The organism is Streptomyces sp. NPDC058880 (genome assembly GCF_042742535.1).
Classification (GTDB): domain Bacteria; phylum Actinomycetota; class Actinomycetes; order Streptomycetales; family Streptomycetaceae; genus Streptomyces.
Map to the genome: position 1 here is coordinate 1 of NZ_JBHYMC010000101.1, position 12,890 is coordinate 12,890.

General features: G+C 71.8%; 12 protein-coding genes. 1 reads left to right on the forward strand and 11 read right to left on the reverse strand.

Annotated elements, in window-relative coordinates; translation table 11 throughout:
• Nucleotides 1–61 precede the first annotated feature (61 nt).
• Nucleotides 62–1,525, reverse strand: a complete 1,464-nt coding sequence (locus tag ACFW2G_RS31815; RefSeq protein WP_037926220.1) for a GuaB1 family IMP dehydrogenase-related protein — start codon at nt 1,523–1,525, stop codon at nt 62–64.
• Nucleotides 1,526–1,769: 244 nt separating this feature from the next.
• Between ACFW2G_RS31815 and ACFW2G_RS31820 the strand changes: the two genes are divergently transcribed.
• Nucleotides 1,770–2,135 (forward strand): hypothetical protein, encoded by a 366-nt coding sequence (locus tag ACFW2G_RS31820; protein WP_384456226.1) that lies wholly within the window; start codon nt 1,770–1,772, stop codon nt 2,133–2,135.
• Here the strand turns inward: ACFW2G_RS31820 and ACFW2G_RS31825 are convergent.
• The 10 genes from ACFW2G_RS31825 to ACFW2G_RS31870 all read right to left on the reverse strand — a co-directional run bounded on the left by ACFW2G_RS31825 (nt 2,116) and on the right by ACFW2G_RS31870 (nt 12,806).
• Nucleotides 2,116–3,300 (reverse strand): XdhC family protein, encoded by a 1,185-nt coding sequence (locus ACFW2G_RS31825; RefSeq protein WP_384582652.1) that lies wholly within the window; start codon nt 3,298–3,300, stop codon nt 2,116–2,118. The genes ACFW2G_RS31820 and ACFW2G_RS31825 overlap by 20 nt on opposite strands.
• Nucleotides 3,300–4,592 carry an IS701 family transposase gene (locus ACFW2G_RS31830; RefSeq protein ID WP_384582655.1) on the reverse strand — a complete coding sequence of 431 codons (1,293 nt, stop codon included), beginning with the start codon at nt 4,590–4,592 and terminating at the stop codon, nt 3,300–3,302. Before ACFW2G_RS31830 ends, ACFW2G_RS31825 begins: the two co-directional genes overlap by 1 nt.
• 72 nt (nt 4,593–4,664) lie before the next feature.
• Entirely contained in the window at nt 4,665–5,375 is a 711-nt protein-coding gene (locus ACFW2G_RS31835) for a TMEM175 family protein (protein ID WP_236647783.1), read from the reverse strand.
• 36 nt (nt 5,376–5,411) lie between these two features.
• Nucleotides 5,412–5,753, reverse strand: a complete 342-nt coding sequence (locus ACFW2G_RS31840; protein ID WP_037926212.1) for a nuclear transport factor 2 family protein — start codon at nt 5,751–5,753, stop codon at nt 5,412–5,414.
• 12 nt (nt 5,754–5,765) lie between these two features.
• The gene (locus tag ACFW2G_RS31845; RefSeq protein ID WP_384582658.1) at nt 5,766–7,334 is read right to left on the reverse strand and encodes an ATP-binding protein; all 1,569 of its coding nucleotides are present in this window, start codon (nt 7,332–7,334) and stop codon (nt 5,766–5,768) included.
• A complete protein-coding gene (locus ACFW2G_RS31850; protein WP_384582661.1) occupies nt 7,331–8,551 on the reverse strand; it encodes an MFS transporter in 1,221 nt (406 codons plus the stop codon). The genes ACFW2G_RS31845 and ACFW2G_RS31850 overlap by 4 nt, the downstream gene beginning before the upstream one ends.
• A gap of 88 nt (nt 8,552–8,639) precedes the next feature.
• Nucleotides 8,640–9,470 (reverse strand): FAD binding domain-containing protein, encoded by an 831-nt coding sequence (locus ACFW2G_RS31855; protein ID WP_384456217.1) that lies wholly within the window; start codon nt 9,468–9,470, stop codon nt 8,640–8,642.
• Complete coding sequence (locus ACFW2G_RS31860) at nt 9,467–11,872, reverse strand: xanthine dehydrogenase family protein molybdopterin-binding subunit (RefSeq protein WP_052031162.1); 2,406 nt, start codon at nt 11,870–11,872, stop codon at nt 9,467–9,469. Before ACFW2G_RS31860 ends, ACFW2G_RS31855 begins: the two co-directional genes overlap by 4 nt.
• A 5-nt stretch (nt 11,873–11,877) precedes the next feature.
• The gene (locus tag ACFW2G_RS31865) at nt 11,878–12,402 is read right to left on the reverse strand and encodes a (2Fe-2S)-binding protein (RefSeq protein ID WP_037926209.1); all 525 of its coding nucleotides are present in this window, start codon (nt 12,400–12,402) and stop codon (nt 11,878–11,880) included.
• Nucleotides 12,387–12,806 (reverse strand): NADPH-dependent F420 reductase, encoded by a 420-nt coding sequence (locus ACFW2G_RS31870; RefSeq protein ID WP_384582664.1) that lies wholly within the window; start codon nt 12,804–12,806, stop codon nt 12,387–12,389. Before ACFW2G_RS31870 ends, ACFW2G_RS31865 begins: the two co-directional genes overlap by 16 nt.
• Nucleotides 12,807–12,890 lie beyond the last annotated feature (84 nt).

Below are 12,890 nucleotides of genomic sequence, written 5' to 3' on the forward strand. Positions count from 1 at the left end.
GACCCGAGGCCGCGGGAGCGGGGGCACGGGGCCCCTGCCGCCGGGTCCTCTATCGCCGGGTTCAGCTCCAGCTGGCGTGCAGCGGCTTGCCCTCGGCGTAGCCGGCTGCGGACTGGATGCCGACCACGGCCTTCTCCTCGAACTCCGCGAGGGATCCGGCACCGGCGTAGGTGCAGGAGGAGCGGACGCCGGCGATGATCGAGTCGATCAGGTCCTCGACGCCCGGACGGGCCGGGTCGAGGAACATGCGCGAGGTGGAGATGCCCTCCTCGAACAGGCCCTTGCGGGCGCGGTCGTAGGCCGACTCCTCGCTGGTGCGGTTCTGCACGGCGCGGGCGGAGGCCATGCCGAAGGACTCCTTGTAGAGGCGGCCCTCGGCGGACTGCTGGAGGTCGCCCGGGGACTCGTACGTGCCCGCGAACCAGGAACCGATCATGACGTTGGAGGCGCCGGCGGCCAGCGCCATCGCCACGTCGCGCGGGTGACGGACACCGCCGTCGGCCCAGACGTGCTTGCCGTACTTCCTGGCCTCGGCCGCGCACTCCAGCACGGCGGAGAACTGCGGGCGGCCCACGCCGGTCATCATGCGGGTGGTGCACATGGCGCCGGGGCCCACACCGACCTTGATGATGTCCGCGCCGGCCTCGATGAGGTCCTTGACGCCCTCGGCGGCGACGATGTTGCCGGCCACGATCGGGACCTGCGGGTCCAGCGCGCGGACGGCCTTGATCGCATTGATCATCGACTCCTGGTGACCGTGCGCCGTGTCGATGACGAGCGTGTCCACGCCCGCGTCGAGCAGCTGCTTGGCCTTGGCCGCGAAGTCGCCGTTGATGCCGACGGCGGCTGCGATGCGGAGCTTGCCGTCGGCGTCGGTGGCCGGCGTGTAGAGGGTCGCGCGCAGGGCACCCTTGCGGGTGAGGATGCCGACGAGCCTGCCGTCCTGGTCGACGGCCGGGGCCAGCTTGCGGTGGCCCGCGTCCAGCTTGTTGAAGGCCTCGCGGGGATCGATGTCGGCGTCGATGAGCAACAGCTCCTTCGACATGACCTCGGAGAGCTGGGTGAAGCGGTCGACGCCGGTCAGGTCGTGCTCGGTGACGACGCCGACCGGGCGCCCCTCGCCGTCGACGACGACTCCGGCACCGTGGGCGCGCTTGGGCAGCAGGGACAGTGCGTCCGCGACGGTCTGGGTGGGCGTCAGCGTGATCGGGGTGTCGAGCACGAGGTGGCGGGTCTTCACCCAGGAGATGACGTCGGTGACGACCTCGATCGGGATGTCCTGGGGGATGACGACGATGCCGCCGCGGCGGGCGACGGTTTCGGCCATCCGGCGGCCGGCGATCGCGGTCATGTTCGCCACGACAAGGGGAATGGTGGTGCCGGTCCCGTCGGGCGAGGAGAGGTCGACGCCCTGGCGGGAACCGACCGCGGAGCGGCTCGGCACCATGAACACATCGTCGTACGTCAGGTCGTACGGCGGCTTCAGGTCATTGAGGAAACGCACGTGCTGAACATCCCAGTCCATCGGAGGTGCCTCGACAGGGTGCAGCCGAGGAAACGCACGTACTTCATTCTCCCACGACCTGGCGTTCACACCGCCCGGGCCGATCGTCCAAGGCGTTGTGAGCCGCATGGTGCCTTCCTACGGGACCGTGGTCCCGCCGAGGTGCGGGCGCACGTCCTCGGGGGCGGGATGCACCCGGTCGGGTCACAGTGGAAGGGTCGGAACAGGTCCCGGGGCGTCCGGGCCGAGCAGCGGTGGAGGGTCCATGACGGCGACGACGCGGGACGAGGCGCCCGTCGTGCTGGAAGGCGGCGGGCTGGAGGTGCGGATGCGGGAGATCGGTGGCGACCTGACCGTCGGGTTCTTCCGTCTCCCGGAGGGCGCCGATCTCACGGAGGCCGTCAAGGGGCTCCCCGGCGACATGTGCCCGTGCCCGCACTGGGGCTACCTCCTCAAGGGCCGGCTGCTGATGCGGACCGCCGACGGCGAGGAGGTGTACGAGGAGGGGCAGGCCTTCTACTGGGGCCCCGGGCACATCCCGGTGGCGCTGACCGACACGGAGTACGTCGACTTCTCGCCGACCGCCGAGTTCCAGCGCGTCCTGGAGCACGTCAGGGGGCGGGCGGGCTGAGGGCGGCCGGGGCCGCGCGACGGGGCGCGGTGGCGGGAGCGGGTCTTCGGTGGATGGCGGTCGCGCCGCCGGTCAGCGCAAGCGCCGATCCGCCGTGCCGGTGGGCGATGAGCTCGGCGGCGATGGCCAGGGCGGTCTCCTCGGGGGTGGCGCCCCCGAGGTCGAGGCCGATGGGTGAGCGCAGCCTGGCCAGGGCGGAGTCCGTCACCCCTTCCGCGCGCAGGCGCCTGGCACGTTCGGCGTGGGTGCGCCGGGATCCCATGGCGCCCACGTAGCCCAGCGGCAGCCGCAGGGCCAGCTCCAGCAGCGGTACGTCGAACTTGGCGTCGTGGGTGAGGACGCAGACGGCGGTACGGGCGTCCAGCCGGCCCGCCTCCCACTGCGCGGCCAGATGGCGGTGCGGCCAGTCGACGACGACCTCGTCGGCGTCGGGGAAGCGCGCCGGGGTCGCGAAGACGGGCCGGGCGTCGCAGACCGTGACCCGGTGGCCGAGGAAGGCGCCGATCCGGGCCAGGGCGGCGGCGAAGTCGATCGCCCCGTAGACGAGGAGCCGGGGCGGTTCGGCGGCGGACTCGACGAGCAGCCTCAGCGGCTCGCCGCAGACCCCGTCGGCGGTGGCGAGCTCGGTGGTGCCGGTACGGCCGGCGAGCAGCAGGGCGTGGGCCCGGCCTGCGGCGGCGCGGTCGAGGGCGGCGCCGCCGGCCAGTCCGCCCTGGTAGGAGCCGTCGGCGCGGACGGCGAGCGCCCGACCGAGCTGTCGGGGCGGGCCGGACACCACACGGGCGAGCGCGGCGCGGGTCCCGTCCGCGGCGGCGTCGAGGACCGCGCCGAGTACGGGCCGCACCGGGTCGCGGCCGCGCACCGGGGTGACGAGGACGTCGAGGACTCCGCCGCAGGTCAGGCCCACGGCGAAGGCGTCGTCATCGCTGTAGCCGAAGCGGTGCAGGCCGCCCCGGCCGGTGGCGATCGCGTCCAGGCAGAGCTCGTGGACGGCGGATTCCACGCAGCCTCCGGACAGGGAGCCGAGCGCGGTGCCCCGGTCGTCGACGGCGAGCGAGGCACCGGGGCCGCGCGGCGCGCTGCCGCTGACGGCGACCACGGTGGCCAGGGCGAATTCCCGGCGTCCGGCGCACCACGCGCGTAGCTCCTCGGCGATGTCGAGCATCAGCGGATGTACTCGCGGCGCGGGGTCTGTCCGGGCAGGTGCGGGGGCAGCATGTCCGGGGTGGCCGGGCGTGCTGCGGGGGGCCGGGTGGCGGCTGCGGGACGTGCGGGACCGGGGTACCGGTCGTCGGCGTGCGGGCGTGCGCCGAGGAGTTTCGCGGCGTGGGCGACGCTCGCCAGGGTGGCGTGGTGGTGCCAGCCGCGGAAGGAGCGGCCTTCGAAGTCGCGGATGCCGACCGGTTCGCAGGTCTCGGTGAAGTCCAGGGAGACCCGGTCGGTCAGTTTGGCGAGCAGGAAGAGCTGGGCGAGCGGCCGGTCCCCGATGTTGGTGATCCAGAACTCGGAGGGGAGCAGGCCCGCTTCGGTCCAGGCCCCGACCAGCAGCAGCGGGGTGGGCGGGGAGGGCGCGGGACGGTCCTCGCACGGGGTGGCGACGATCGGGGCCGAGGTCAGCAGGGTCACCGCTCCCTCGGACCGGCCGTGCCGGGTCCACTCCACGACGCGGCGCTGAGAGCGCAGGGAGTCGATGAGTTCGCGTGCGGGTGCGGTGTACGGGCCGGGTTTGTGCCGGCCCGCACCGCCGAAGGAGACGGGCAGCGAGCCGTCGACCTTGAAGACGAAGGGGATGTCCTGGAGGGCGAAGGAGTCGACGCTCCGCGGCAGATCGCAGTTGGCGACCTCCATCACCACGGGCCGGCGCTGGAGTTGCCAGGTGGCGGCCATCCGCTGGACCGCGTGTACCGCGTCCTGGGCGGGGGTGAGGGAGCGGGCGGTGTCCGGGATGCCGGCCCGCCGGCGGCGCATGAGTTCGCTGGTCCAGGGTCCGGGGAGGGTGAGGGTCCATTCGACCGGGAAGCTGGCTTCGCTGGAGGCGAGCCAGATCCCGCTGGCCTGCTGGCAGTTGGCGGTGCGGCCGAGCTGGGGGACGAACTGCCGGCCGACACCGACCGAGCGGTCCCCGGCCTTCTCTATGACCATGGGCTGGAGCACCCAGGCCAGGGGGCGCTGCGCAGTGCGTTCGAGGTGCTGGGCGAGGGAGCGCCGGACGGGCGTCCAGTCCCAGGGGGACTTGCTGATGAACTGCTGGAGGCTCTGCTCGACCGAACTCGCCCCCGTTCCGGCGATGTTACGGATTGTTTTCTTCCCGTTGGTCCGCACGAGGCCGTTCAGATAAACGCGGGCCCAGTTTCGCTGGTCCCGCCGGGGTAAGGACTCAAAGAGAAGAGAGATCATGACATCGATCAATTCGGAGACTTCCTTGACGGAATCCTCCGGCAGGACTGCGCGAGCCATCTGGGCCTCCCCCGCGACCAGCTAGATCCAATACCCTACTTGACCGCGAAGAACGGCCGTAGGCCCCTGCGGCTACTTCCTGAGGTCGCTGGCAGATTCGAGCCGCTCTTCCTCTACCACGAGGGGGATGGGGATCTGGTTCGCCGCATAGTAGATCGCGATCAGGAAGTGTGCGACAAGCGTGAGCGGTGCCGAGAAGAAGGCCAGGACGACCGTGCACGGATAGGCGATGGCACCGAGGCCGAAACGCACCCTGGTGGCCCGCGCCCCGTCCCTGTCCACCTGCTCGTGGAAGAGGTGCCCGACCCGGGTGACGTACCACCAGAACAGCAGGAACGCCAAGGCGTAGGCCACGGTGACGAGACTGTAGAGGACCGCGGCCGGGTTCGCGTCACTGCCCTCGGTGAGGTGCTCGGCGAGCACGTTGGTGGTGTACGGGATCACCGATACCACCATCAGCACCATGAGATTCAGGAACAACAGCGGACGGTCGACCCGCTTGAGGTGACTGAAGATGGTGTGGTGGTTCACCCACATCACACCGATGATGAGGAAGCTCACCACATAGGCGGCGTAATGGGGCCACTGTTCACGGACCCCGTGCCAGAAGTCCGAACCGGTTTCTTCCGGAACCTTTAATTCCAGGACGAGGATCGTAATGATGATGGCGAATACGCCGTCACTGAATGCCTCGACCCGCCCGGTCTCATTTTCCATGACCTCCCCTTTACCGTTTCCCGGCGTGCGCACCGCGGTCCGCACATACGGGGAGAGCGCGTTCACCCGCTCTCCCCGCACACGCTACCCAGATTTCCGGCCTCAGCTGCCGAATCCGGCGGTCTGGCGCCAGATTCGGCCATCGCGGACCACGAGTGTCCCGAATGCGTGCTCCGGTTCACCGTTCAGGTTCATGATCGCCCGATAGAAGATGGTGTCCTCGGTCTCGACGTACTCCTGAAGTTCCACCAGCGTCGGCTTCACGCTGAGGTAGCCGGTGAAGGTCTCACGCACCGCTTCGATGCCCACCGAGACGCCCTCGAACCGCAACAGCACGGCGTCGTCGGTGTAGTTCTTCATCACCGCCTCGATGTCCAAGGCGGCCAGCGCCTCCATCTGGCGGACGAACACCGGGTGCAGTGTGGAGATGTCGTACGTGGCCATGTCGACTCCGTTTCACTGGGGAGAGGTGCCTTCGGTAGGTGCGGTTTCCACTGCGGTATCGGGTTTCTGTGCAGGTGAGACGCAGGATTGTGCGCTGCCTGCGAAGGGCAGCCGCACGACCATCCGGGTCTCGCCGGGACGCGAGCGGGCGGTGAGCGACCCGCGGTGGCGCTGAGTCACGATGCGATAGCTGAGGTGCAGCCCCAGGCCCGTGCCCTTGCCCACATCCTTGGTCGTGTAGAAGGGCTCGAAGATCCGCGGCAGGGACTCCTCGGGAATGCCCCGCCCGGTGTCGGCAACCTCCACGACCATGCAGACGCCCTCGGACCGGGCGCTCAGCGTCAGCACGCCGGCACCTTCCATGGCCTCGACGGCGTTGTCGACCAGGTTGGTCCACACCTGGTTCAACTCGCTGGGATAGCCCGTCAGTTCGGGAAGATCCGGATCGTACGCACGCACGATGCTGATGCCGTCGAGCTTGGCACGCAGCACCACCAGCGTGTTCTCCAGCCCCTCGGTCACCGAGAAGCGCTGTTCGGGCGCCCGGTCGAGATTGGCGTAATCCCGGGTGGCGGAAACAAGGTGGGAGATCCTGGGGCCTGCGGCCCGCAGCTCGGCTGCGAGCGACCGGATCTCCAGCAGCGCCGCCAGGTGGTCGAGGGCGCGGGGCAGCGCCTCCTTGCCGACCCCCTCGATCCGCTCCAGGAGCCAGCCCAGTTCCCGTCCCAGATCGGAGACGCCCGATCCCAGCAGGCCGGGGCGTTCGGCTCCGGCCTCGTCGGCCCAGTCGGCGATCTCCTCCTCGGCGTCGGCCTGGGCCAGCGGATCGGTGGTGACCGGTGGCGGCAGTCCGTCCAGTTCCGCGGTGAGCCGGTCGAGGACCGAACGTTCGGCGGCGGTGGCGGCCGCACCCCAGTCCTGTGCGGTCCGGGTGAGCCGGTCCAGGGCCGGGGCCAGTTCCTGCGCGGCCCGGGCCACGGCGGCCGCCGGGTTGTTCAGCTCGTGCGCGAGCCCGGCGGCAAGGGTGCCGAGCGCCTCCACGGTGGCCCGTTTGCGGGCCTGCACCTCGGAGGACTTGATGCGCCAGGCCAGCACGGGGATCAGTACGGCGGCCACCCCGTGGCAGCGCGTGAGCATCTCGAAGAAGACCGCCTTGGGGTACGCCACCACCGTGGTCGCCGGCCCGCTCGCGGCGGCGGTCGCCACGTACGCGCCGTCCGTCAGCAGCGGCAGCTCGCCGGTGAACCGGTGGGCTGCCGGGGGTTTGCCGTCGTGGTCCTCGGCCGCGGCGCTCTCCTCCTCGGTGGAATGCCGGGTGAGCACCTCCTCCCGGCCGTCGACGACCTTGGTGACGACGAGCCCGCCCGAGAGCAGCACGTGGAAGCCGGTGGCCTCCTCGCCGTCCCGGAAGAGCACCTCCCCGTCGGCGAGGAGCTGCGGCCGGGACACCGACACCAGCCAGTCGAGCTGGTCCTCGGTGATCCCCGCGAAGACCTCGAGTCCGCGCAGGGCGGAGCGCAGCTCCGGTGCGGTCATGTGCGGTGCGGTCATGTGCGGTGCGGTCGGGTCCGGTGTGCTCATGCGGTGCTCCCCTCGGCCTTGGTGCGGGCGGCCAGGCGCAGGGTGGCCAGCAGGGCCACCGCGCACACCGCGGCGACGGCGGCCATGAAACCGACCGAGGTGCGGTGCAGCCCGTGGATGTTGGTGAGCATCCCGGCGAGCACGGCCGGCACGCTCATCGCGAGGTACGCGAAGACGTATACGGCGGCGGTCAGTTCGCCGCGGTGGGCCGGATCGGCCAGCCCGCTCAGCGCCCGGAAGGCGCCGAGGAAGGCGGCTCCCCAGCCGCTGCCGAGGACTGCCGTGGCCGCCAGGAACAGGGAAGCCGAGCCCAGGCCCAGTGCAAGCAGCACGAGCGCGAGACCGGTGAGCAGGCCGAGCAGCCCGAGCACGGCGGTGCGCAGCGCCGCGGTGCGGCCGAGCAGGAGCTGGGCGGCGGTGGCGGCGCCGGCGAGCAGTGCGACGGTGGCCCCGCCGACGAGGTAGTTCGTGGACCGGAGCAGGGACAGGGCCAGGTGCGGGCCGAGGGAGAGGTAGAAGCCGCCCACGGACCAGACGGCGACGATGGTCAGCACGAGGACCAGGAAGCGGCCCCGAGCGCCGGCCGGTACGTGGATCCGGTGCGGGACCACCCGCAGTCGGCCGCCGGCGCCGGGAGCGCTCTCTCGCATGCGGACGACCCCCACCAGGGTCACGGCGAAGGCCCCGATGAGCAGCAGGTAGCTCAGGACGGTCGGTGCGGGCGCGTACTGGACGAGCAGTCCGGCACCGATCCCGCCGAGCCCGATGCCCACGGTCGGGCCGGCACTGTTGACCTGGGCGCCGAGGGCGGGCCGCGCAACCGGGCTGAGTTCCAGCAGGGCCGCGCCCATCGCGCCGGTGGCCAGTCCCACGGCGAGCCCCTGCACGGCGCGGGCCACGAGGAGCAGCCCGAGCCCTTGTGCCCCGGCGAAGCAGGCCATCGAGACGATCGCCAGGACCAGCCCGGCGGCGAGGACGGGGCGCCGGCCCAGGGTGTCGGAGAGGGACCCGAAGAGCAGCAGCCCGGTCAGCACGGTGACGGCGTACAGGGCGAAGACGACCGTGATCGTGCCGGAGGACAGGTCCCACTTCTGCTGGTAGAGCACGTAGAGGGCGGAGGGTACGGAGGAGGAGAGCATCAGCAGGACGAGGACGGCACCCACCACCCAGAAGCCGGAGCCTCTGGGCGCGCCGGCCGCGTGGGCGGCTGGGTGCACGGTTGCCCCCGTGGTCGTTTCGGACGGATCGGCCACTGCTTCACTCAACTCCCCCGTGTCGGGCCCGGCGGGCCCCGTGGTCGGCCGGTCAGGTGCGGGCCCGCTCGGCCCTCTGCAGCGCGCGGGCGGTGAGGACCCCCGCGAGGTGGCCGAGGTATTCGGCCGAGGTGCCGCGTCCGGGGACGAACAGCTCCCGGGGTTCGGCGCGGAAGGCGGCGAGGACGGCTTCGGTGCTGTACGGGCCCCCGCGCAGCCGGTCTTCGACCCCGCGCAGGCGCAGGGGCCGGGGGGTGGCCGCGGTGACGGCGATGCGGGGCCCGTCGGGGGTGATCCGTGCGGCCGTGGCGCAGACCGGGTAGCGGGTGGCCCGGTCGGCGGACTTCTCGAAGGCGGCGGCCGGGCCGGCTGCGGGCACCAGCAGTGCGGTGAGGATCTGGCCGGCGGGCGCGGTACCGGCGGCGAATTCCTCGGCCGGGACGGTGGTGCGCCCGCCGGGGCCGGCCAGTTCGACGACGGCGTCGGCGGCGAGGGCGGCGACCGGCAGGTCGGTGGACCGCCCGGCGGCGACGAGGTTGCCGCCGACGGTGCCGAGGTTGCGGACCTGGGGGTCGCCGTTGGAACGGGCCGCGGCGGCCAGTTCCGGTGCTTCGGCGAGGACCAGCGCATCGGCGGCGAGGTCGGCGAGCGTGGTGAGGGCCCCGATGCGCAGCTGCCGTCCGTCGGAGGTGCGGGCGGTGCCGCGCAGCTCGGCCAGCTGCCGGATGTCGACGAGCAGGCGGGCGCTGTCGGCTCCGGCGCGCAGGTCGGGCAGCAGGCTCTGGCCGCCGGCCAGGACCCGGGCGCCCCGGACGTCGGACAGCAGGGCCAGTGCCTCGTCGAGGCCGTTGGGGCGGGCGTAGTCGAACTCGGTGAGGATCACTGGGATTCCCCTCTCAGGTGGCGCCAGACCTTCTCGGGGGTGAGCGGCATGTCGATGTGGCGGACGCCCAGGTCGCGGAGGGCGTCGACGACGGCGTTGACGACGGCGGCCGCCGGCGGGACGGTGGCGATCTCCCCCGCGCCCTTGGCACCGAGCGGGTTGTGCGGGCTGGGCGTGACGGTCTTGTCGAGCGCGAAGAACGGCGCGTCGGCCGCGCGCGGGAGGGCGTAGTGGCCGAGGTCCGAGCTGATCAGCCGGCCGTTCTCGTCGTATTCGGCGGCTTCCATGAGGGCCTGGCCGAGACCGTGGACGATGCTGCCCTCGATCTGCCCCTGGACGATCTTCGGGTTGCCGATGTTGCCGGCGTCGTCGACGGCGGTGTAGGCGACCACCTCGGTCTCACCGGTCAGTTCGTCGATCTCGACGACGGCGACGTGCGTGCCGAAGGGGTAGTTGAAGTCCGGCGGGTCGAAGTGAGTGGTCTCGTCCAGGGCCGGCTCGATCTCCGGGGGCAGGCCCCAGCCGTACCACATGGCCATCGCGAGTTCGGCGAAGGTCTTGGTGTTCTCCGGGTTGCCCTCCTCGTGGATCGCGCCGCCCTCGTATACGACCTTGTCCTCGGGCACGCCCAGGAAGACGGCGCCGGCCCGGACCAGTTTGGCCTTGAGCTTGCGGGCGGTGAGGACCACCGCGGGCGCGGCCATGCTGTAGGAGCGGGAGCCGTAGGTGCCCTGGCCGTACGGGGCCTTCTGCGTGTCGCCCTCGTGGACCTGGACGGTCGCGGGGTCGATGCCGAGCTCGTCGGCGGCGACCTGGGCGAAGATCGTCCCGTGGCTCTGGCCGGTGGAGGCCGAACCGACGGTGACGGTGACCTCGCCGGTGGGGTGGATGCGGATGTTGGCGCTCTCCCAGGTGCCGCCGAGCATGCCCTCCTGCGACATTCGGGTGGAGGGGCCGACGCCGCAGATCGCGACGTAGGTGGCGATGCCGACGCCGAGGCGCTTGCCGCGGGTACGGGCCTCGGCCCTGCGGGCGGGCATGTCGCCGTATCCGGACAGCTCGATGGCCTTGTCGAAGTTGAGCCGGTAGTTCCCGGAGTCGTAGGTCCAGCCGAGGCCGTTGTCGTACGGGAACTTCTCCTCCGGCACCAGGTTCTTGCGCCGCACCGCCGCCGGGTCCATGCCGATCTCGTCGGCGTACCGGTCGACGAGCCGCTCCATGAGGAAGGCGGCCTCGGCGCGTCCGCTGCCGCGCTGGGCGCCGAGGGAGACGGTGTTGGTGAAGGCGGCGTACACCTCGCAGAAGGCGGCGCCGATGTCGTACATCCCGCTGATGGAACGGCCCATCAGGGCGGTGGCGACGCCGGGGCCGATCGTCGAGGGGTACGCGCCGAGGTTGGCGTAGCTGGTGCAGCGCACGGCGGTGATGCGGCCGTCGCGGGTGCCGGCGAGGGTGACGTGCTGGCGGTGGTCGCGGCCCTGGACGGTGGAGCTCATCAGGCCGGTGCGGGTGTCCACCCATTTCACGGGGCGGCCGAGCGCCTTGGAGAGCAGCAGCACCAGGGGCATGTCGGGGTAGAGGTACCCCTTGGTGCCGAAGCTGCCGCCGACGGTGGGGGCGATCACCCGGAGTTTGTTGAAGGGGATGCCGAGGACCAGGGCGGCGAGCAGGAAGCGGTGGTTGTGCGGGCCCTGGGTGGAGGCGTAGAGGGTGTACTCGCCGGTGGCCGGGTCGTAGTCGCCGACCGCGCCGCGCGGCTCGATCGGACTGTTGATGGTGCGCTGGTTGACCAGGTCGAGTTCGACGGTGACCTCGGCGGCGGCGATGGCCGCGTCGGTGCGGTCCTTGTCGCCGCAGGTCCAGTAGGCGTTGAGGTTGCCCGGGACGGCCTCGTGGAGCTGGGGCGCGCCGTCGGCGAGGGCCTCGTCGGCACGGGTGACGACGGGCAGCGGCTCGTACTCGACGTGGATGGCGGCCAGCGCCGCGGCGGCCTGCCGCGGGGTCTCGGCGACGACCACGGCGACGGGATCTCCAACGTGGCGGACGGTGTCGCCGGTCAGGACCGGGCGGGCGCCGGGGAGTCCGTAGGGGTGCGGCGGGAAGTGGCTCTCGACCCCGCCGGGGATCCAGATGCAGGGCAGCGGCATGACGTCGGTGAAGTCGGCCGCGGTGGCCACCTTCAGCACGCCGGGCAGCTGCTCGGCCGCCTTGGTCTCGATGGAGAGGATCTTCGCGTGCGCCACCGGACTGCCCAGGATGGCCATGTGCGCGGTGCCCGGCAGGTCGATGTCCGCGACGTACGTGGCTTCGCCGCGCAGTAGCTGCGGATCCTCGCGGCTGTCCAGCGGCTGCCCGAGCACTCCACCCCGGCCGGCCGGGGCGTCCCCCGTCACTGTGGTCATGTCCCTCACACCTCCGGTACGGCTGCGGTGGATGCGGCGGAGCCGGCGGGCACCTCGTCGCGGGAGGCGGCGCAGGCGCGCTGCACCCCTCGTACGACGCTGTGGTAGCCGGTGCAGCGGCACAGGTTGCCGGTGAGCCACTCGCGGATCTCGGGCTCGGTGGGGGCCGGGCCGTCGGCGGTGGCGTCCACGAGCTCGCCGAGCGCCATGACCATTCCGGGGGTGCAGAAGCCGCACTGGGTGCCGTGCTCCTGGCGCAGGGCCTCCTGCAGTCCGGACAGTTCCCCGCCCCGGGCGGTGACGCCTTCGATGGTGGCGACCTCGCCGCCGGCGGCGGAGGCGGTGAGGACCAGGCAGCTCTTGACGGACCGGCCGTCGAGGCGGACCACGCAGGAGCCGCACTGGCCGGTGTCGCAGCCGACCTTGGTGCCGGTCAGGCCGAGGCCGTCGCGGAGCCTTTCCACGAGCAGTTCGTTCGGCTGCGCCGAGAACTGCTCGGGTCTTCCGTTCACGTTCAGTGTGATGTCCATGCCAGCGCCTGCGCTTCCGTGAGCGGCCGGTTGAAGAGGGGCCCGCCGGGCTGCTGGAGAATTCCCCCGGAGTGCAGCGGACCGGTGTCGACGGGCGCGAATCCGAGATCCGTGATGATTCCCGCGACGATTTCCTTCGCCTTCTTGTCGTCGCCGGCGGTGAAATGCGCCAGGCGCTCTCCGGGTGCGGTTCCCGCGACGGCGAGGGTTTCGAAATGCATGGTGTTCAGCGATTTCACGACCTGGGCCGCCGGGTACCACTCGGCGACCAGGTCGCTGGAGCCGCGCCCACCGAGGTCGGCGGGCGCGCCGGGGCCGCCGAACGCGTTCGTCGCGTCCACCAGCACCTTGTCCTGCACGACGTGCGGCGGGAGCAATCCCCGGACCCGCTCGAAGGGCACCATCAGCACCAGGAGTTCGGCCTGGGCGGCGGCCGCCGGGGGGGGGGCCCCCCGGGGCGCCCCGGCCCCCCCGGCCCCCCGGCGGGC